Origin of the sequence: Candidatus Clostridium helianthi (assembly GCF_045310795.1) — a bacterium.
Classification (GTDB): Bacteria; Bacillota; Clostridia; order Clostridiales; family Clostridiaceae; genus Clostridium; species Clostridium helianthi.
In genome coordinates this window covers 147,266-168,329 of the sequence record NZ_JBJIAB010000004.1, presented here as the reverse complement: position 1 = coordinate 168,329, position 21,064 = coordinate 147,266, and the positions used below count along the sequence as shown (strand labels likewise).

At 29.6% G+C, this 21,064-nt stretch carries 16 protein-coding genes and 2 other annotated features; of the genes, 3 read left to right on the top strand and 13 right to left on the bottom strand.

Translation table 11 applies throughout. The annotated features are described in order from the left end of the window. Positions 1-153: 153 nt before the first annotated feature. From ACJDTP_RS05045 to ACJDTP_RS05020, 6 genes are all read right to left on the bottom strand, one after another. Positions 154-1,974 (bottom strand): urease accessory protein UreH domain-containing protein, encoded by a 1,821-nt coding sequence (locus ACJDTP_RS05045; protein WP_406760657.1) that lies wholly within the window; start codon positions 1,972-1,974, stop codon positions 154-156. A gap of 1,209 nt (positions 1,975-3,183) precedes the next feature. After that, a complete protein-coding gene (gene hcp, locus ACJDTP_RS05040) occupies positions 3,184-4,887 on the bottom strand; it encodes a hydroxylamine reductase (protein WP_012058493.1) in 1,704 nt (567 codons plus the stop codon). 375 nt (positions 4,888-5,262) lie between these two features. Further along, positions 5,263-5,901, bottom strand: coding sequence for an oxygen-binding di-iron domain-containing protein (locus ACJDTP_RS05035; protein ID WP_406760656.1), 639 nt, complete (start codon positions 5,899-5,901; stop codon positions 5,263-5,265). Between the two features lie 41 nt (positions 5,902-5,942). After that, positions 5,943-6,176: a DUF2249 domain-containing protein gene (locus tag ACJDTP_RS05030; protein WP_011968764.1), complete on the bottom strand. Its 234-nt coding sequence runs from the start codon at positions 6,174-6,176 to the stop codon at positions 5,943-5,945. Between the two features lie 264 nt (positions 6,177-6,440). Beyond that, positions 6,441-7,718: a serine--tRNA ligase gene (gene serS / locus ACJDTP_RS05025; RefSeq protein WP_264646737.1), complete on the bottom strand. Its 1,278-nt coding sequence runs from the start codon at positions 7,716-7,718 to the stop codon at positions 6,441-6,443. A 66-nt stretch (positions 7,719-7,784) separates the two neighbouring features. Then, positions 7,785-7,991, bottom strand: a binding site (T-box leader). A 360-nt stretch (positions 7,992-8,351) separates the two neighbouring features. Further along, a complete protein-coding gene (locus ACJDTP_RS05020; RefSeq protein WP_065415877.1) occupies positions 8,352-9,008 on the bottom strand; it encodes a YczE/YyaS/YitT family protein in 657 nt (218 codons plus the stop codon). A 549-nt stretch (positions 9,009-9,557) separates the two neighbouring features. Between ACJDTP_RS05020 and ACJDTP_RS05015 the strand changes: the two genes are divergently transcribed. Together ACJDTP_RS05015 and ACJDTP_RS05010 are read left to right on the top strand one after the other, a co-directional pair. Beyond that, the gene (locus ACJDTP_RS05015) at positions 9,558-11,219 is read left to right on the top strand and encodes a glutamine--tRNA ligase/YqeY domain fusion protein (RefSeq protein WP_078115028.1); all 1,662 of its coding nucleotides are present in this window, start codon (positions 9,558-9,560) and stop codon (positions 11,217-11,219) included. A 266-nt stretch (positions 11,220-11,485) separates the two neighbouring features. Further along, positions 11,486-13,249 carry a methyl-accepting chemotaxis protein gene (locus ACJDTP_RS05010; RefSeq protein ID WP_406760655.1) on the top strand — a complete coding sequence of 588 codons (1,764 nt, stop codon included), beginning with the start codon at positions 11,486-11,488 and terminating at the stop codon, positions 13,247-13,249. 82 nt (positions 13,250-13,331) lie between these two features. Here the strand turns inward: ACJDTP_RS05010 and gltX are convergent, their stop codons facing one another. From gltX to ACJDTP_RS04995, 3 genes are all read right to left on the bottom strand, one after another. Beyond that, on the bottom strand, positions 13,332-14,993 hold the full coding sequence (gene gltX, locus ACJDTP_RS05005; protein WP_406760654.1) for a glutamate--tRNA ligase: 1,662 nt from the start codon (positions 14,991-14,993) through the stop codon (positions 13,332-13,334). 122 nt (positions 14,994-15,115) lie between these two features. After that, on the bottom strand, positions 15,116-15,715 hold the full coding sequence (locus ACJDTP_RS05000) for a hypothetical protein (protein WP_173710969.1): 600 nt from the start codon (positions 15,713-15,715) through the stop codon (positions 15,116-15,118). Between the two features lie 105 nt (positions 15,716-15,820). After that, positions 15,821-16,089, bottom strand: a binding site (T-box leader). A 126-nt stretch (positions 16,090-16,215) separates the two neighbouring features. After that, positions 16,216-16,713, bottom strand: a complete 498-nt coding sequence (locus tag ACJDTP_RS04995) for a DUF6803 family protein (RefSeq protein WP_077838824.1) — start codon at positions 16,711-16,713, stop codon at positions 16,216-16,218. A gap of 156 nt (positions 16,714-16,869) precedes the next feature. Between ACJDTP_RS04995 and ACJDTP_RS04990 the strand changes: the two genes are divergently transcribed. Continuing rightward, positions 16,870-17,448: a serine/threonine protein kinase gene (locus ACJDTP_RS04990; protein WP_406760653.1), complete on the top strand. Its 579-nt coding sequence runs from the start codon at positions 16,870-16,872 to the stop codon at positions 17,446-17,448. An 89-nt stretch (positions 17,449-17,537) separates the two neighbouring features. Here the strand turns inward: ACJDTP_RS04990 and lgt are convergent, their stop codons facing one another. The 4 genes from lgt to ACJDTP_RS04970 all read right to left on the bottom strand — a co-directional run bounded on the left by lgt (position 17,538) and on the right by ACJDTP_RS04970 (position 21,051). After that, complete coding sequence (lgt, locus tag ACJDTP_RS04985; protein WP_406760652.1) at positions 17,538-18,314, bottom strand: prolipoprotein diacylglyceryl transferase; 777 nt, start codon at positions 18,312-18,314, stop codon at positions 17,538-17,540. Between the two features lie 277 nt (positions 18,315-18,591). Further along, a complete protein-coding gene (locus ACJDTP_RS04980) occupies positions 18,592-18,843 on the bottom strand; it encodes a TM1266 family iron-only hydrogenase system putative regulator (protein ID WP_011968754.1) in 252 nt (83 codons plus the stop codon). 118 nt (positions 18,844-18,961) lie between these two features. Next, positions 18,962-20,002 carry a hypothetical protein gene (locus ACJDTP_RS04975; protein ID WP_077867993.1) on the bottom strand — a complete coding sequence of 347 codons (1,041 nt, stop codon included), beginning with the start codon at positions 20,000-20,002 and terminating at the stop codon, positions 18,962-18,964. Positions 20,003-20,016: 14 nt separating this feature from the next. Continuing rightward, positions 20,017-21,051, bottom strand: coding sequence for a phosphodiester glycosidase family protein (locus ACJDTP_RS04970; RefSeq protein ID WP_011968752.1), 1,035 nt, complete (start codon positions 21,049-21,051; stop codon positions 20,017-20,019). Positions 21,052-21,064: the final 13 nt, after the last annotated feature.

Sequence of the window (21,064 nt, the reverse complement as noted above, 5' to 3'; positions counted from 1 at the left end):
TTTAGCCGTAGTTGTGAATTGTGAAATGTGCACTGTGAATTGAAATATGCATTATCTGCTTATAATAAATATCTTTAATATATATCTTAACTAAACGAAAAAGACTGATATACATTAATTTGCTATATACCAGCCTTAATTCTCATTTATTCTTTATTCATTTATAAGTTTCTTACGAACTTCATCTAAATTTACAGTTTTTAATGAGTCTGTAACTTCTATTCCCATTGCAACTACATTGTCTTTAACAATTAGATATGTTCCACTCTTGTCTATATTAAATTCCACATTTACTACATCTTTTCTGCCTGTAAAAGTAGTTACCTCATCTCCACTATTTGCATCATATATTATGAAAACTCCATCAGCCTTATCAAAGGAATTAAGATCTACAGAAAGCTTAGTCTTTATGCCTTTTTGCAAAACTGCTACAAGTGGTTCAAATTCATAACCAGTTCCCTTTATACTTAGATTTTGGGTGTCTCCTGAAATATTAGCTTTTTTAATTAACCTATCAGTAGAAACTTTACTTAAATCATCACCATATATACTTGGAGCTTGAGGAGTATTACTTGCTGAAGTTCCTGTACAGCAACTCATACCACTACTAGGAGCCGGAATTGATGAATCTGCTTTCGATGTATCAACTGAATCAAGATTATCTGTAACTTTAATTATCCCTCTTATCATTCCCATCCAACAGCTAAAGTTTATGTCTCCGTCCTTAGGTGTAAATTCTATAACATTTTCTCCAGATTTTAATGTTTTTTGTATGTTAAGTGATGGTACTACCACTGCATTATTACAAGAATTTATTTGGTTCCCTGTAATTATCCACTTAACAGGCATATCTTTTTGTACGTAAAATGCATTAGGAGTATATCCATTATTATCTGCGGTCATTCTAATTACTTGAACTCCATTTTCTATCGTTGCCTTGCCTATGTTGGCCTGCGCGGCTTGAGCTCCACCTCCGGAAAGATTTTGTGCTAGTGTGCTAGCATTAGGAATTCCAACTCCAGCAAGAGCTAATCCCCTATTCCCCATTATTAATCCAAGTACCACTACTAAAATCCCACTAAATTTTAAAAGTTGTTTCGTATATCCCTTGCTTAATAAACCTGATACAGCACCAAATATAAGCATCAAAGGAACTGTTCCGAGTGAAAATAAAAACATTGATATTGCTCCATTTATGGCACTTCCAGTACCTAATGCATAAAGCTGCATTGTCTGAAGTGGACCGCATGGCATTAACCCATTTAACATCCCAACTAAAAACGGAGCCTTAGGTTTATTTTTAATTTTGCAAGATGACCATGGCAGCTTAATATTAAGCTTTCTAAATAAAGAAAAGCCTGTCATATTTAATCCCATTATTACCATAAAGAATCCTGCAAATATTTGCAATCCAGCTTTTACATTAAGCGATAACGATAAAACAGAACCTAGCGCACCTACAATACCACCTATAATTGTATATGAGGTTACTCTTCCAGCATTGTATAAAATCGAAGGCTTCAAAGATTTAAATTTATTTTCTTTTTCATTTATAATGCTATTTTTAGATAAACTTTGTGTAAGCATTATTCCACCACACATGCCAACACAATGTATAGATGTAAGCATTCCAACAATAAATAACACTACATAAGATGCATTATTCAACTTAGCACTCATATCAAATCCTGCTGTTGAATTGCCAAGAAGTAAGACTGCTGCTGCTATAACTAAAAAGCCTGCAAATTTTAAGCTAACCGAATTTTTTGTACTATAACCTGCCTTATTAATAGCTTCTTTTAATTGTTCCATACTGCAAAGCTTGCTATCATATTCAACAGTTACTTGCTGTGCACTGTAGCTAGCCATAGCATTTAAAACTCCATCAATTTTCATTAAAGCTCTTTCCACTCTATTTTCGCAAGACGTACATGTCATATCATAAACTTTAATATTCTCCCTCTTAATACTCATAATCTCCTCCTAATAAATCGCTGCTTATTATAAACAGTGATGCATTTTAAATCATAACTCAAATTACATATATAGATTATAATATAAAGTTATGAAGATTTTATGAGGATATAAAAAAAGTACAGAAATTCTTCTGCGCACTTTTATAAACATATTTGAATAAACTCCATATACCTCTCTTTCCAAATATGACTTCAAAACTTCTGTTACACTTTTCTCATCTCCAATTACTAAACTATTATAAATAATTTTCACCCCATATAATTTCTCCCTAATATTACATTATCATATACTTAATAAATTGACATAAAGTTATAAATTTTATGTGTAAAAAATAATATACCATTTGATAAATTTATTAAGATAAATTTCCAATATAACTATTAACTTCATAGTATTAGCTAAATAATTTGGGGCATATTAAGATTATAAAGAAGTTAACAGTTAAGCATTAAATATTCAAGAATGAATATGCCTTCTCAATATAGAGTCAAAAGACTTAACTTGAGAAATAAAGATGCAATCCTATAGTTAGAGTTTTCTATTATTGATTAGTTATTGTAGGGTTACGCGAAAATTGCAATTTGTTAGTCTGTTGCAATAAGGTTTGATTGTTATTTTCTTTATTTAAGGACTGTAGATAAACTTATTGTATGATAGGTTTATCTATAGTTTTTTGTCTTTATGAATATTTAAACAATAATTTATGATAAGATTCTTTGCATAATACTTAACACTATTTGGGCTCTCAAAATTGCTTTAGATATTAAAATTTAATTTTATGCAGCCATTAAGTAGTTTATCTATTATTTAGTCTTCTCTACTCTCTGACCCCTGATGTTTCCTATAAATATTTATATATTTTCATATTTATATAGAAAAAAATGTTTATAGGAATATATAAACATATATTTATTTTTATATTTTTTCATATTTTTACATAAAACTATTAATCTATAAATATCTAAAAATATGAAAATTTCTTTCTATTATTGAATATAGATAGCTGAATATCTACATCATCTCTAAAAGAGCTCTTAAAAATTAGAATAAATTCTTTTAAAAGCATTTCATTTTTAAAAAAATCCTAGCTGCAATCATGCCGCTAGGATTATATATTTTAAATAATATTGTAGATTATTAAATAGGGTGTCTCTTTATTTGATTGAACTTATCTTACTTTTTATTACAATTTGTCACAAATTATTTTTATGCTTCCATAAACATCTTCATGTCGTCTTCTACATTAGTGATTCCGCCAATTCCAAAGTTATCTACTAATACTTTAGCAACATTTGGTGAAAGGAATGCTGGAAGTGTTGGTCCTAAGTGAATGTTCTTAACACCTAAGTGTAATAATGATAATAATACTATTACAGCTTTTTGTTCATACCAAGCTATGTTGTATGATATAGGTAATTCATTTACACTCTTTAATCCAAATACTTCTTGAAGTTTAAGTGCTATAACAACTAATGAATATGAATCATTACATTGTCCTGCATCTAATACTCTTGGAATTCCTCCAATATCACCTAAGTTTAATTTGTTATATTTATATTTAGCGCAACCTGCTGTTAATATAACTGTATCCATTGGTAACTTTTGTGCGAATTCTGCATAGTAATCTCTTGATTTAGCTCTACCATCGCATCCTGCCATTACAAAGAATCTCTTTATAGCACCAGATTTAACTGCATCTACAACCTTATCTGCTAAAGCTAAAACTTGGTTATGAGCAAAACCTCCAACTATTTGTCCTTTTTCTATTTCAGTAGGTGCTTTACATTTTTTAGCCATTGCTATAACTTTTGAGAAGTCCTTTGTTCCATCAGCTTTAGGTTCAATATGAGGACATCCTGGCATTCCTGTAGCACCTGTTGTAAATAATCTTTTCTTATAAGAATCCTTTGGTATAACTATACAGTTTGTAGTCATAAGGATTGGTCCATTGAATTTTTCAAATTCTTCTTTTTGTTTCCACCATGCATTACCATAGTTTCCTGCAAAATGACTATATTTTTTAAATTTTGGATAGTATTGCCCAGCAAGCATTTCTCCGTGAGTATAAACATCTACTCCAGTACCTTCTGTTTGCTCAAGTAACATTTCTAAGTCTCTTAAGTCATGTCCTGAAATTAATATTCCTGGATTAGTTCTAACTCCAATATCTACTGTTGTTATTTCTGGATGTCCGTAGCTTTCAGTATTAGCTTTATCAAGTAATGCCATACCATCTACACCAAATTTACCTGCTTCTAATGCAAGTCCAACATAATCATCAACTGTTAATGTATCATCTATTGTAGCAGCTAATGCTTTTGCCATAAATGCATGAACTTCTTCATTATTATATTTTAAGTTCATAGCATGCTTCATGTAAGCAGATAATCCTTTTAATCCATAAGTGATAAGTTCTCTTAAACTTCTTATATCTTCATTTTCAGTTGCAAGAACTCCAACCTTTTCTGCTTTTTCATCAAATTCTATTGTATTGTCAGCTGTCCAAGTAGCTGCTTCTGGCATAATCATTTCTGTAGTTTGCATTCCGAATATTTTCTTGAAGAAACCACCAGTTACTTTTACTTCTCCAACTTTACCACCAGAGCTAATTACTTTAGCTTTTAATTCTTCTCTTAATTTTAAAGTTTCTTTAACTCTATCTAAAATAGAATCTCTATCAAAATTAGCGTTTGTAATTGTTGTAAATAAGTTTTCTGTTATATATTTATCAACTTTACTATCCTTAACTCCAACTTTTCTTCCTTCATTACTTACTATAGCTAGTCCTTTAGTTACATATATTAATAAGTCTTGAGCCTTTGCTACATACTCATCCTTACCGCATACCCCTACTTTAGTACAGCCCTTACATCCAGCTGTTTCTTGACATTGATAACAAAACATTGACATATTATGTCCTCCTATTTCCTATTTTTCTTTTTATATAAATAATTAATAATTTCTTGTTAATCTCTCTTAACTTTGACAATTTAGAGTTTACTATATTGCCAGTATCACTTCTGTAACATACGTTACTAAAATAAAATTAATATTTTTTAATTTCTATATTAGCTCTGTGCTACAGATATATATTACTAAAATACTCTGTTTAAATCTGTAACAATGGTTACGTAATTTAAAAAATAGAAAGACAAATAATATGATTTAAATCAATATTCAAAATATTAAATTATAAGATATTAGTTCTTGTAATATTCAATATTGAATTCAAAACAAAAAGGTTATATTTAAGAACAAATTTCTATCTTAAATATAACCTTCATTTTATTTTAATTTAAGACATGGCCCATGACCCGTAGCTATAAAGTTAGGCTTTAACTTTTTTAAAGTTTCTTGCAAATCTTTCAGCTTATTATTATCTGGTATTTGTTCTGGCTTAATGCTGTTTACTTCTGTATTCCAGTCAGATTCTTTTATTGTTCCTATTTCTTTTCCCAATGCAAACATCAAATCACTACTAAAAAATATCTCACGTTTATTTTCTATAACTAATAATCCATCCCAAAGATGCATTTCCGAAGGGTAATTGATGAACTCTAATTCATAATTATCAGTATTTAAAGTTTCCTCTGCTTTCTTAGTAATAATTTCTGCTTTTATTCCAAAACCATTTAACTGACGCGCTGTAACTTCAGAGCAAATTGTTTTAGCTTTAGGGAAATGTTCTAATATTAATGATAGACCTCCACATTCATCCGCCTCAAAATGTGAAATAAAAATATACTTTAGCTCTTTACCATTAAGTACCTCTTTTAATTCTGGCACCAAAGCTTCTGCCTGCATAACGTTCCCTGTATGAACTAATAATGGTTCATTCCCTAATAACAAATATTGATGAAATGTAAGGTTAATTGGTTCAACATAGCTATTAAATTGGTATAAATCTTTACTTATAAATGTCATATTATAAAAAACAACTCCTTTTCTCTCTTATTGAATGTGCCTTATTTCTTTGTGATACCTATTCTCCATATTTCAGGTCCCTGCTCTAAATATTTCCACTCAAAGTGTTCTGGAAAGTTAACTATAAACTGCTGATAAAGTGGACGAGGATCGTGATCATTTATAAGCTCCATTGTTTCACCTTGTTCAAGCTCTTCAAAAGCTTTAAATATAATCTCCTTTTTATGACCTCTTTCATAAATTCTAACATCTATACTAACAGCAAAACTTGACATAATTAATTCCTCCCTTAATATCATTATCTAAACTTCTTCTTAGATGATAATATTATAACCATTGTGCTGAATTTTTAGCGTGATTTATATCACATTGTCAGTAACTTTTGCTTTTATATGTATAATATCTTAATCCTCTACTAAAAATATTATTGAAAATATTTGATAATATTTTACTGTATGAAAAAGACAGCAAATTAATGAGCTTAATACCTCTTTAATTTGTTGTCTTTCTAAATTTATATATATCTGATTTATTTTACTCTATTTAATTACTGTCATACCACCCATATATGGTTGCAATGCAACTGGAATATTTACAGATCCATCCTCATTTAAGTTGTTTTCTAAAAATGCAATAAGCATTCTTGGTGGTGCAACTACTGTATTATTCAATGTATGCGCAAAGTACTTACCATCTTTACCATCTACACGGATTTTTAAACGACGAGCTTGTGCATCCCCTAAATTAGAACAGCTTCCTACTTCGAAGTATTTCTTTTGTCTTGGAGACCATGCTTCTACGTCTACTGATTTTACTTTTAAATCTGCTAAATCACCTGAGCAACATTCTAAAGTCCTCACTGGTATATCTAAAGAACGGAATAGATCTACTGTATCTTTCCACATTTTATCATACCAAGTCATGCTGTCTTCTGGCTTACATACAACAACCATTTCTTGCTTTTCAAATTGATGAATTCTGTATACTCCTCTTTCTTCTATACCATGTGCCCCTTTTTCTTTTCTAAAGCAAGGTGAATAACTAGTCAAAGTTTGAGGAAGTGAAGTTTCTGGTAATATTGTATCTATAAATTTACCAATCATAGAATGTTCACTTGTTCCTATTAAGTATAAATCTTCACCTTCAATTTTGTACATCATAGCATCCATTTCAGCAAAACTCATAACTCCAGTTACAACCTGGCTACGAATCATAAAAGGTGGAATACAATATGTAAATCCTCTATTTATCATAAAGTCTCTTGCATAAGAAATTACAGCTGAGTGAAGTCTAGCTATATTTCCCATTAAGTAATAGAAACCATTACCTGCTACTTTTCTAGCACTATCTAAATCAATACCACTTAATTTTTCCATAATATCTGTATGGTATGGAATTTCGAAATCTGGAACAACTGGTTCCCCAAACTTTTCTACTTCTACATTTTCGCTATCATCTTTACCAATTGGAACACTTGGGTCTATTATGTTTGGAATAGTCATCATGATAACTTTAACTTTTTCTTCTAGTTCTCTTTCTTTAACGTCTAGCTCTGCCATTCTTTCTGAATCGGCATTAACTTTTTTCTTTATTTCCTCGGCTTCTTCTTTTTTACCTTGAGCCATTAATCCACCAATTTGTTTTGATAACTTATTTCTATCAGCTCTTAAAGCTTCTACTTCTTGCTTAACTTTTCTAAGTTCAATATCTAAAGCTAATACTTCATCTACTAACCCCAACTTATTATCTTGAAACTTATTTTTTATGTTTTGTTTAACAATCTCTGGATTTTCTCTTACGAATTTAATGTCTAACATTTTTTTCCCTCCTGATTAAATATATATATTATTATTTCAAAAAATAAAAAAACCATCCCAATATATAATTGGGACGGAATAATCCGCGTTGCCACCCAAATTGCTGGTTAATATTACAACCAGCCCCTCGACACTAGTATTATATAGGTTACTAACCTTTGCATTTATCACGCACAGCTCCAAAAGTGGAAAGATTTAACCTTTCACCGATTCGCACCACCCATCGGCTCTCTGAAGAAATTTATAAATCGTAGTTTTTATCATCGCTGTTTTTTATAACTATTAATTTGTTGCTATGTATATTATATATATATTTATGTTAATTTTCAAGTATATGTTTATATTTAACTTAATAACTAGTTTTGGAATTATATTGGCCAGTTATAATATACTATAAATTTCTTATTAAAGTCTACTAAAAAAATTAAGGTGAGAAGATTTATATAAAAACTCTTCTCACCTTAAATAAATATTATAAATATACCCTTAAAAATTTTACGATAATATATAATTATACTATCGTAAAATTTTTCACTTACTTTGAATTACTATAGCATATGAATATATAAAACTAGATATACATTTTTGCTTCTATATTTTCGTTTATCAGTTAAAATCAATTCTATTAGAATTCTAACAGATAGTTATACATTCGTTAACAAACTTTAACCCTTCTTTTATATTCCTATGCTTTAGCACCTTTATATCAAATCCAAATACTTTATAAATTAACTGTACGCAATATCCGATTCCAATGGCAGTGACTAACGTTCCAATTCCGACAAAACCGCCTAGAATCCATCCAATAATTAGCGCTCCCGCTTCTATAAATAGTCGTATTATTCCAATTGGTTTACCTGTACGCTTAACTAATGCAATCATAAGACCATCTCTAGGACCACATCCCATTTCACATCCAATATACAAATAGCTTCCTAAAGCTGTAACAAATAAGCTTCCAATTAACATTATTATGCCTGTATATATGTTATTACAAACTGGAATGATTTTAGAATGTATTATTAAATCCATAAAACATCCAATCACTATCATATTCGCTATAGTTCCCATCCCAACTTTAAGCCCTAAAATACTTGTAATTGCTACTATTATTATTCCAACTATAATGCTTGCCTGTCCAATAGTTAAACTAGTTACATTTGTTAATCCTTGGTGAAATACATCCCATGGACTTAATCCTAGATTTGAATTAAGAGCCAACACAGTTCCTAATGCGCATAATAAAAATCCGAATGTCATTCTAATTATAAGTGCTAATAATTTCTTCATACTTCTCCTTTAATTTTCAAAATTATTTTTGGAATTATAGGCCAAATTACTTTCAATAATTCCATTAACTTAAATAATAGTTTCACGTGTGCAAAGCTTATTATAAGCTAATCTTTTAACTAATAGTCAGTTTACATCAATTCAATAAAATATTCAATTCATTTTTTAATTTAAATCATAATTATTATTGAAATAAATTCACTAAATACTAATACTGAATACTGCTACAATCTCTTTTGTAAGAAACTATCTCAAAACAAAGCAAATCCTAAACAATGTTATTAAAAATGTTAATATTATAATACACGAATTATCCTACGTTTTATTTTCCATAGTAATATGTATAATAATAAAATTAAAACTAAATTTAAGTTTATTAAAGCTCATGTTTAGCAACTTTAGGCAATTTAAATAATTTTATCTTTATTTTTTCTTTATATTAGATTAAAATTATTATTAAGCAAAAATAACAATATAGTTAAGAGGGAATACTACTTCAAGTAAATATTCTTTTCTTAATTTAAATACACTTATAAGTGAGGTAAGACTATGTCAAACGAAATAAATTCTTCTAATTTTATAAGAAATATCGTTGTAGAAGATCTAGAAAGCGGAAAGCATAAAGAGATAATTACTCGTTTTCCACCAGAACCTAACGGTTACTTACATATAGGCCACGCTAAATCAATTCTTTTAAATTTTGGTTTGGCTGATGAGTTTAAAGGAAAAACTCATTTAAGATTTGATGATACTAACCCTGTTAAAGAAGATACAGAATATGTTGAATCAATTAAAGAAGATGTACAATGGCTTGGTGGTCATTGGGATGAACTTTTCTTTGCATCTAACTATTTTGACGAAATGTACAATAGAGCTGTTCTACTAATAAAAAAAGGTGAAGCTTATGTTTGTGACTTAACAGCTGAAGAAGCTAAAGAATATAAAGGTACACTAACTCAGCCTGGTAAAGACAGCCCTTATAGAAATAGATCCGTTGAAGAAAATTTAGATTTATTTGAAAGAATGAAAAATGGTGAATTTGCTGACGGCGAAAAAGTTCTTAGAGCTAAAATAGACATGGCATCACCAAATATAAATATGAGAGATCCTGTTATATATAGAATATCTCATTCTACTCATCACAATACTGGTGATAAATGGTGCATATACCCAATGTACGATTTTGCTCATCCATTAGAAGATGCTATTGAACATGTTACACACTCTATTTGTACTTTAGAGTTTGAAGATCACAGACCACTTTATGACTGGGTAGTAAGAGAATGTGAAATGGAAGCTACTCCAAGACAAATAGAATTTGCAAGATTAAATATGACTAATACTGTTATGAGTAAGAGAAAATTAAAGCAATTAGTTGATGAAAAAGTTGTTGATGGATGGGATGATCCTAGAATGCCTACTATTTCTGGACTTAGAAGAAAAGGATGTACTCCTGATGCGCTAAGAAATTTCTGCAGCGCTATCGGTGTTGCTAAGGCTAATTCTGTTGTTGATTCCCAAATGCTAGATTATTTTATAAGAGAGGATTTACAACTTAAGGCGCCATTGTCTATGGCTGTGCTAAATCCTTTAAAGCTTGTAATAACTAATTATCCTGAAAATGATACAGAAATGCTTTCAATAGAGAATAATGCAAAAGACGAAACTCAAGGTACAAGACTTGTTCCATTCTCTAGGGAACTATATATTGAAAAAGAAGACTTTATGGAAAATCCACCAAAGAAATACTTCAGATTATTTCCTGGTAATGAAGTTAGACTAAAAGGAGCATACTTTGTTAAATGTAATGAAGTGATCAAGGATGAAAATGGTGAGGTAATAGAAATTCATTGTACTTATGATCCAGAAACAAAGAGTGGTTCTGGCTTTACTGGCAGAAAAGTTAAAGGAACAATCCATTGGGTAGATGCGAAAACTTGTCTTCCTGCTGAATTCAGGTTATATGAACCTTTAATTTTAGATGATGCACCAGAAAATGAAGGAAAACACTTCCTAGAACAAATTAATCCAAACTCATTAGAAATATTACAAGGTTTTATTGAACCAACTGCATTTAAAGATGCTAAACCTCAAGATAAATTCCAAATGGTTAGAAATGGTTTCTTTAATGTAGATACTAAATATACAACTGATGATAAATTAGTATTTAATAGAATAGTACCATTAAAATCATCATTTAAATTAAGCTAATAATAAAAATAAATTAAGGCAGATGAATCTTATATATTAGATTTCTCTGCCTTAATTTATTTTTACCCTCCTAATCCAGATAATTTTATATAAAACTATCTGATCAAAATTTTTTATGCCACTTAAAAATTCTTCATCATTTTCATTATAACTAAACCATAAATTCCACCTAATTTTCTATATTTCGCTAAAAGCCAACATTTACTATTAAGTTGATAAATTACATTTCGATAATAGAGTAAGTTTATATATTAGGGGGAATGCAAATGATTATAAAATCTACAAAAAAGACAAAAGGCTTACCTATAAAAACAAAACTTATTTTAGTAATGATCTTATTGCTGAGTACACCTGTACTTGTACTCGGATTAGTAAGTTATTATGTAGCAAGAGCTGAACTTGAAAATAGCGGGAAGGTTTTATTAAAAAATAGCGTAGAAATGACATTACAAGTTATTGATGCAAATCAAAAGCTTGTAGATCAAGGAAAACTATCTCTTGATGACGCTCAAGAAAGAGTTAGAGAATATATGCTTAGCGAAAAACAAGCGGATGGTACAAGAAAAATCAATCAAAATTTAAGCTTAGGTAAAAGTGGTTATTTGTTAGCTTATACTCAAGATGGAGTTGAAGCAGTTCATCCCAGTTTAGAAGGCAAAAGCGTGCTAGATTATAAAGATAAAAAGACTGGTGCACTATTTGTTAAAGATCAAATTAAAGTAGCCAATGATGGCGGAGGTTATCTAACTTATTGGTGGACACTTCCTAATTCAGATAAGATTTCAGACAAAATAACTTATCAAAAGACTGATCCGCATTGGGGATGGGTAGTTTGTGCCGGTACTTATATGAATGATTTTAATATTGGTTCAAATAATATTCTTATTACTACTTTGATTATATTATTGTCAGTAATTATTTTAGGTTCTGCAGTAATTATGATATTTGCAAAACACATATCTGCTCCAATTAGAGAAATTAGTGACGCTGTAGATACTGTAGCTTCAGGTAACTTGAATATTAAAGCCATCAAAATCAGAAACAGAGATGAAATTGGTAATCTAAATAATTCCTTTAATATAATGGTTAGAAATGTTAACGATTTTATAAGTTCAGTTAAAGATTCAATTAATGTTGTTTTTGATTCTTCTAAATTGTTAGATGAAATTGTCGCTGAAAATACAGCTTCTATTAATGAAGTATCAGATTCTGTTGAAGAGATTGCTAAAAGTTCAAATGAACAGGCTAAAGAAACTGAAAACGGAGTTATAAGAGTTAAGAATTTATCAGAGAAAATAGATTTAGTTACAAAACTAACAATAGAAACTAACGATATTGCAATTAAAACAACTAATATTAGCAACAGAGGTTTAGAAGCAATTGATTTACTTTCAAAAAAATCAATCGAAAATAACAAAGCCACTGAAAAAACTAGCGCTATAATAATGGAAGTAGATAAAACTTCTATTGAAATTGGATCTATCACTGAGGCAATAAGTCAGATTTCAGAACAAACAAATTTATTATCTTTAAATGCTGCTATAGAAGCTGCAAGAGCTGGTGAGCAAGGAAAAGGCTTTGCTGTAGTCGCTGAAGAAGTTAGAAAATTAGCTTCTCAATCTTCAATGTCTGCTTCAAAAGTTAAAGAATTAATCAATGGAATCCAAGATAAATCAAAGGCTGCTGTAAAAGCCATTGAAGACGGAAAGCTAATAGCTAAGGAGCAAAATAATTCTGTAATAGACGCTAAGGATATATTTGTTGAAATATTAAAATCTGTAGAAAAGATTACAAACGATATGAAAAACCTAAAAACTTATAGCCTTGAGATGGAAAACGAGAAAAATGAAATAGTTGAGGTTTTAGAGACTCTTTCTGCTTCAACTGAAGAAAGCTCTGCTGCAACTGAACAAATTTCTGCCACAACTGAGCAGCAACTAGCAAGTGTAAATCAAATAGCTAAACATACTCAAGACTTAAATAAACTTGCAGAAAAGCTTAGAGATGCAGTTAATGCATTTCAAGTTTAAATGAATTAAGTTCAAACTTTCCCATAAAATTAAAAAGGCATAGTGTTTGGAGTACGTCCAACCTATACCTTTTGCTTATGGTTTATATATTTAAAAATTTATCAAATCTGTTTCTTGTATTTTCTTCACCTATGATTTGCATTATAGTATAAATGTCAGGTGAATTAGTTCTATGAGTTAGTGCTGCTCTAACTGCTCCTGCAACATCCGAAATCATACCTTTATATTGATCTGGATTTGCCTTAAATTCTTTTCTATTAGCGCAATAGCCAAGTCTAATTCCTATTTCCTTTAAGTCATCAAACCAAGCTTCTTGACTTTCTACATCAAATTTAAATTCTTTCTTGTAAGTTTCTACTATTTCTTTTGCTGCTTCTAATGTAACTCCCTTTGGAAGTTCAATTTGTTCTGCTGATTCCTTATAGAATAGTTCATCAAAGAAATAAAAAATCTTATCTTTTACTTCATCCCATTTTGCAAAATCTTTTCTTGGTTTTGGACCTTCTTTATCTATATTGAAGATTTCCTTTGCCATAGTTTCATTTTCTGTAACTAATTTATACATTTCTGCATCAAATTCCTTAGCCCATGCTGTATAGTAATCATAAACATCAGAAGCCTTCATAGCAGCTATTCTATCTTTTGATACATCGTTTAATTTAACTAAATCAAATAATGCTCCACTCTTACCCATTTTTTCTAAATGGACTTCAAATTCATGATAATCAGCCTTAGGATTTTCAGCTCTCCATTCTTCATAAGTAGAGTTAACTATGTTAAGTAAATATTCTATTACAGTTACCACTGGGAATCCAACTTCTTTGTAGTAAGAAACAGCAGCTTCTGCATCCTTTCTCTTTGAAAGCTTTCTCTTTGATCCACCATCTTGTTTCATTATTGTTGGAATATGAGCATATCTTGGTGCTTCAAAACCTAATACTTCAAATAATTGAACGTGTATAGGAAGTGATGATAACCATTCTTCTCCTCTTATTACATCTGTTGTTCTCATTAAATAATCATCTATAGCGTGAGCAAAGTGATAAGTTGGAAGTCCATCTCCTTTAATAAGTACCACATCTTGATTATTTTCTGGGAATGATATATCCCCCTTAATTAGATCGTGGAACTCAACTCTATTTTCAGGATTTCCTGGAGATTTTAATCTTATAATATACTTTTCTCCATTTTCAATTCTCTTTATAGCTTCATCTTCAGTTATATTTCTGAATTTTGCATATTCGCCATAGTAACCAGGAGTTATTTTATTAGCTATTTGTCTTTCTCTAAGTTCAGCTAATTCTTCTGGAGTACAGAAATCTGGATAAGCTAAACCTTTTATAAGTAAATCTTTCGCAAAAGTATTATATATTTCAGCTCTTTGACTTTGTCTGTATGGACCATATTCACCTTTAGAAGTATCCTCTCCTGTCATACCTTCGCTAAAGTCCATACCAAAGTTATGCATTGTAGCTATAGTATCTTCTATAGCACCTTCTACTTCTCTTTTCTGATCAGTATCTTCTATTCTTAAATAAAAAACCCCTTCACTTTGACTTGCTAATCTTTCATTTATTAATGCAGCAAATACACCACCTATATGTTGAAATCCAGTTGGACTTGGCGCATATCTTGTAACTCTTGCACCAACTTTCAGATTTCTCTTTGGATATTTTTCAATATAATATTCGGTTGTATGTTCAACATTTCCAAATATCATATCTGCTATTTTTTCAAAACTCATTATTTGTATCTCTCCTTATCATTCTTCCTTACAAGGTATTATTAGCCCCTTGCTATGGCAATTTATTTATAAGATACATTATGTTTGTAATGTATCTTAATTAAACTTATTAACATTCTTTATCATAAATGTATTATAATCTCATCAACTTTTTTCTTCTCCATTAATGGAATCTCATATTCTATAAAGGTTAAATCAATTCCAGAAACATCATCAGGCAGTGCTGGTGATACTACAAAATTATAACAATAATGTTCTCCTGACCCGCATCCACTTTTCATCCTACAATTATATTCTTCTCCTATAAACAGTTCAAAGCTGCTATGCTTTGATTTGCAATTTGAAGAATCACTTATATCATTCCTATCTATATTAAAATTTATAAGACTTGCATTTGAGTACTGACGAATGAAGGTTACATAGAAAAGGCTATCATCTTTCTCAGTTATCTTTAAAATCTGTAGATTTTTTCTAAATCCATCTGGTTCAACTACTGGCTTATATGATGATTCATTCCATAGTGAACTGAATACTGATTTTAATTGGTTCTCATATAAATTAAACTTTTCTGCCCATTTTGAGATATACTCAAATGGTGGATAACCTGGATTATTATTTGATATATCCTTGCGTTTTCTTATTAATTCACAAATCTGCTCATCGATTCCACCTATTTTTTCTTCATAATGGTCAGTTGGACGTTTAAATGGGATTAATTCCATGTTGGCACCTCCTAAGAAACTTTCTTAATCTTAAATTATTATTTTATCTTTAATTAGAATTTTTCCTTAGTTTTTAACATAAAAAAGCCTTTCATCCTAAAATATACTTAGGACGAAAGGCTGACTTCCGCGTTACCACCTAAATTGATTAATTTAAACATACTAATTTTAAATTTCAAATACGTTTGATTTAACCCTCTTAATTATCTTTAAGGGAATAACCCCATAAATATACTACGCTTTAAGGCATATACCTTATGCTTTTTATTTATTACTCCAAAGCTTCCTTCAATAGTTTTAAATTCTAGGATTACACCCTCCCTAGATCTCTTATAATTAAAATTCTATTTACTCTTCTTTTTCATTGCACTTTTCTATATTTATATTTTATATAGTATTTACAAAATACAAATCAATTATACATTTTGAAAATGCTAATGTAAAGACAATTTATCTTATTATAACAAAAAATGCAATTATCTTAACGTACTACACCCTTTTTACATTCCAGGCATTTGCGACATGTTTGACATATTATTTATTATTTCAGGATTAACCATTCCAAATATCATTGCAATATGTGCAACAACTAGAAATCCTCCAATAAGTATAAAATGAATTTTTGCTTTTTCCCTTGATGTTCTATTCTTAAAGATTAACCCTAGTTCCATTAGAGCAATCGGCAAAAGGAAGATAACGCCGCTTAAATAAAATCCAACTGCCAATACGTCAACCCAAGTATGCCATCCACCAGTATTTGTTAGAGGGATTACAGCATTTACTAATAGGTAAATGAATATTCCTGTAAAATAAATCCCATCAAATATACCAACAACCTTATTTAAAGTTCTTAACCAACCCTTTTGTACATTGTTAAAAATAATGAAAAATTCAGTAATTGTAAGTGTTTCCGCACAGATAACTGGTATTGCCATAAAAATAATTAAATTCCAAGGTTGATTATCTGCTAATAGTGACATGTAATGTGTCATATTCATAATTATTTCCTCCATATAATTTATCTAATTTTCATAATCTATATTACAAAATTAATATGAAGATTTTATGAAGATATCTAGAACAAATTTATAGAAATGTAGAATTCTAAATAGTCTCAGCATATAATATCTAAAGTAATTAATTAAAGTGATAAGATGAGATACATTTTAGATATTAAAGAGTGCGAATTTTTAGGAAAAGGTAAGGAAGGTGCTGTTTATTTAACTCCAGAAGGGTATGCCTTAAAAATATTTTATAATAAAAAGAAAGCTAAAAACGAAGCTGATCTGCTTGAAAAAGTTAATGGTAGCAGATTCTTTCCGAAAGTATTATTTATTGCTAACAACATGATTTTAAGAGATTATGTTGAAGGTGATAATCTAAGTTCTTATATAAAGAAAAATGGATTATCTTATAATCTATCTATCGAAATAATAAATCTTATAGAAGAGTTTAAAACTTTAAAATTTACAAGACTTGATATAAGAGATGCCCATATATTTGTTAACAAAAATGAGCAAATTCAAGTTATAGATCCAAGAAAGGTTTTTGTAAAAAAGACTCCTTATCCTAAGGAGATTATTAAAGTTTTAGTAAAATCAAATGTTTTTGAGGACTTCTTAAAACATGTTTTAAGTTATAAACCTAAGCTTATTAAATACTGGATTGATGGATATAATTACTTTAAATATACATCTAAAAAAGTGATACGCATTGATATGTTTGCTTCTTAAATTTTAATTTAAATTAATCTTCCTAATAGCTCCATTAAGTATATTATAACTCTGAATTTATTCGTTTTATAATATACTTAATTTTAGGCTTAAGTTAAATTCTTAGCTTTTTTTCTTTTAATGTATAGTACAATCACTATTCCTAATACCATTCCAATAATACTTATCAATTGTGCAATTCTTATATTACCAAGCATTAAGCTGTCTGTTCTTAATCCTTCTATAAATACCCTTCCTAAAGAATATAGCGTTATATAGCTTGCTACTACAACACCATCCTCATTATTTTTCTTTTTATATAGAATTAATAGCAAAATCAAACAAATCACAATGTTCCAAATTGATTCATATAAAAATGTTGGATTGTAGTAACTGCCTTCAATATACATGCCTTTCTGTATAAAGCTTGGAAAATGGCTTATAAATGAATGTGAAACTTCTCCACCATGCGCCTCTCCATTCATAAAATTTCCCCATCTTCCAATTGCTTGGGCCAAAATAATTGATGGTGCTGCTAGATCTAAGTATTTTAGCATATTTAATTTCTTTATTTTAAAGAATATGTAGGTAGCAATAAACCCACCAATTAGTCCTCCATGAATAGCTAATCCACCTTTTCTAATATTAAAAATATCTATCAAATTGTTTTTATAATTTTCAAATTCAAATATTACATAATATGCTCTTGCACCAATAATTGCAGTAGGAAAGGCAACAAAAAAGCAATCTAATATTATGTCAAAGTCTATTCCTTTCTTTTTACAATTATAGTTTGCTAATATTATAGCTAATATTACTCCAAGAGCTATTAATATACCATACCACCTAATTTCATAGGTTCCAATTTGAAATGCTACCAGATTCATAAAACACCGCCTCTTCCCTTAAACTTATATATTTTCTAAAAATCTACTTCATAGAAGTTTGCCTTAAACCATTAAGTAATATTATAACTGAAATAATTTCGTAAAGAATCATTTATATTGATTTGAACTTATATATTATAGCATTTATTTTAAAATATAACTGTAAAATTTATGTTACTATAAAAATTAATGCATACCCAGCAACTTTTAAAGGTGTCAGGTATGCATTCTTTATATTTTTAAATACAGACTTTATTTTCAAAGATTTCTTATCCTGCTAGACTTCAATCTTTGCTATTGAAGTTTTCACTGATACACCATCAATACGATCAAGCTGCTCTGTAAAATCATTTATTGTTTCTTCTGATTCTCCTGTAAGAGCTATGGATATAACTGATAACTCATCAGCAAAAGGTATTCCCATCCTTCCTTTTATGCTTCCTCTAAATGATGCTACTACATCATTAAATTCATCTTGTACTTCCTTTGGATGCTCTAATATTGCACTCACTACTCCTATTTTAGACATTTTCATTCCTCCATTGATTTTATGTAAAAAAACAAGATCTTCCTTTTTATGAAGATCTTCTTTTCATCAATGTATAGTTTATCTATTTTTTCTTAACTTATTCATTATTCATATTATTCTATTCCAACTTATTTTTAATTAATGTATTGCCATCTCTAGAAATGATTCCTTTAGAATATGATTGAACCAATTCCCCTTTATATTTTATGTTTTTATTACTTGTTAATTCTAATACACTATTATCTGATTTACTATTAATATAAACTTTACCTGAATAATCGATTAGTATATCATTTTTATCAACAGGTTTCGCAAGTTTTAATTGATTCCATTTCCTCTGACTATCAGATAACACGCTGTAATATATATTTTTAATTTTGTTGTCTGCTACTTCGCCAAAATATACATTATCATTAACATCAGCTCCTAATATTTTTGCACTTTTAACATTAGGTATTGATACATTTCCTTTTGTATTTAATATAGTTATACTGTTATTTTCCTCCATTATCGCATTAGTGCTAGTTGTTGGTACTACAACATTTCCTATAACTTTTTCACTTTTAACCTTCTTCAACTGATTCATTACGTTTGCGTAATACAAATCACATTTTCCACTACTCTTCTTCACTTCTATATATAAACTATGAGTTAATGTTGAAAATACAACATTATTAATTTCATCCTTTGTACTCTCAAGCTTAATTCTAACCTTTTTTAAATCAAAGTCTGCAAGATCCCTTGCTTCTCCTTTTTTAGCATCAAAAGATATAGGCTCAAAATAGTACGCACCTTTTTCCTTTATCTTTTGGATTATTATCATATTATCTTCACTATTAAGCCATCTATAGAATACAATTTCTGATCCACTATCTGTATCACATACTTTTTCCTTATCATCATTGCTATCTAATGTTTTAAGCTTACTGTCTTCTATATATGATACATATCTTGCATCTGAAGATACTTTAATTTCACTTACTCCCTTTTTTATATTAATCTCTGTTTTCTTATCAGCCACATTATCCTCATCTTTAACTTCTTCAGCTTTTATATTAAGATCAGATGCCAAATATACTTTATCAAAATATAAAAATATGCATTGCTGTAATATTAGAGCAAGCGCACACCATGCTAATCTTCTTTTAATATTTCTCATCACTTATCCTCCTTTTACTGTTCCACATAAAATGCTGTAGCAACGGTTCTTTCACCATCCCAAGCATTAGGAGAATTTATAACATTTCCTTTATAATACATAGTTGAAGAATATCCTCCATCAAGAGCACCTGCATTAACAGCACCTCTTTCCATCATTATCTCTTGAACATCATATAAACTCGCTCCTGGTGACGTTATCTTTCTTCCATCTATAACTAATAAAATTATAGTTCCATCTTGTTTCTGACCAACTGCAGTTCTAGGATTAAGCCCATCTTCCATTTTATTTTTTACTTGTCTAATCCCATTAATTACAATATTAGGTCTTCTAAAACACATAGCTTCCTGTACATTCATCTTTTTTAGATCAGCCAAACTATGATCCCCAACTACTAGTTCTCCACTTTTTGTAAATGCAATTACATTTTCAACTTTTTTCTCATCTGCACCAGACTTTGGATAAATAACATTTCCGCCTGATATTACAAATCCACCAGGTTCAGATCCAGTACCTGCATAAGCAGTTCCATCAGTTGATTTATCAATAAATGATCCACCATTAATAGCTGCAACAGCATTATTATCTTCCGCCATCTGACTTGTCTTTTCACCCATTTTACCTAAAAACTTAGTCATTGCAACTTTCATTTTTAATGGATTCTTCACTTCTAACACATATCCATCAAATCTCTGAGTATGTATATCGTATCGATTTATTTCATTTCCAACTTTATATTTAACATTTATTTTTTTCATATCTTGAAAAACTTCTTGACTATCACTCTCTTCATCTATTCCAAGAAGTTTATTTAATGCTGACTGTGGAATTATATCATTTATTAAATATGCATGCCTTGTTGCTAGGACTGTTGATATAAATGTTTTTCTCGTATTATCATATGGTCCAAAGAACAGTACTAATGGTGTTGTTATAGCTAAAAAGATAAACATATCCAATAATCCCTTTAAAAGTACTCTCGAATTAGATTTTCTTTTCTTTCTTTTGTGCGTTTTTTTTCTTGGCTTATGGTTTGTTTGTTTATCCATATATTCCTCCGAA

Bases quoted from the DNA above. Each gene is read 5' to 3' on its own strand.
- serS (WP_264646737.1), bottom strand. From the start codon at position 7,718: ATGTTAGACATTAAATTCGTAAGAGAAAATCCAGAGATTGTTAAACAA.
- ACJDTP_RS04970 (WP_011968752.1), bottom strand. From the start codon at position 21,051: ATGGATAAACAAACAAACCATAAGCCAAGAAAAAAAACGCACAAAAGA.
- ACJDTP_RS05015 (WP_078115028.1), top strand. From the start codon at position 9,558: ATGTCAAACGAAATAAATTCTTCTAATTTTATAAGAAATATCGTTGTA.
- ACJDTP_RS04990 (WP_406760653.1), top strand. From the start codon at position 16,870: ATGAGATACATTTTAGATATTAAAGAGTGCGAATTTTTAGGAAAAGGT.
- ACJDTP_RS04995 (WP_077838824.1), bottom strand. From the start codon at position 16,713: ATGAATATGACACATTACATGTCACTATTAGCAGATAATCAACCTTGG.
- ACJDTP_RS05020 (WP_065415877.1), bottom strand. From the start codon at position 9,008: ATGAAGAAATTATTAGCACTTATAATTAGAATGACATTCGGATTTTTA.
- ACJDTP_RS05030 (WP_011968764.1), bottom strand. From the start codon at position 6,176: ATGTCAAGTTTTGCTGTTAGTATAGATGTTAGAATTTATGAAAGAGGT.
- ACJDTP_RS04975 (WP_077867993.1), bottom strand. From the start codon at position 20,002: ATGAGAAATATTAAAAGAAGATTAGCATGGTGTGCGCTTGCTCTAATA.
- gltX (WP_406760654.1), bottom strand. From the start codon at position 14,993: ATGAGTTTTGAAAAAATAGCAGATATGATATTTGGAAATGTTGAACAT.
- ACJDTP_RS05010 (WP_406760655.1), top strand. From the start codon at position 11,486: ATGATTATAAAATCTACAAAAAAGACAAAAGGCTTACCTATAAAAACA.
- lgt (WP_406760652.1), bottom strand. From the start codon at position 18,314: ATGAATCTGGTAGCATTTCAAATTGGAACCTATGAAATTAGGTGGTAT.
- ACJDTP_RS05035 (WP_406760656.1), bottom strand. From the start codon at position 5,901: ATGACATTTATAAGTAAAGATTTATACCAATTTAATAGCTATGTTGAA.
- hcp (WP_012058493.1), bottom strand. From the start codon at position 4,887: ATGTCAATGTTTTGTTATCAATGTCAAGAAACAGCTGGATGTAAGGGC.
- ACJDTP_RS04980 (WP_011968754.1), bottom strand. From the start codon at position 18,843: ATGTCTAAAATAGGAGTAGTGAGTGCAATATTAGAGCATCCAAAGGAA.
- ACJDTP_RS05000 (WP_173710969.1), bottom strand. From the start codon at position 15,715: ATGGAATTAATCCCATTTAAACGTCCAACTGACCATTATGAAGAAAAA.
- ACJDTP_RS05045 (WP_406760657.1), bottom strand. From the start codon at position 1,974: ATGAGTATTAAGAGGGAGAATATTAAAGTTTATGATATGACATGTACG.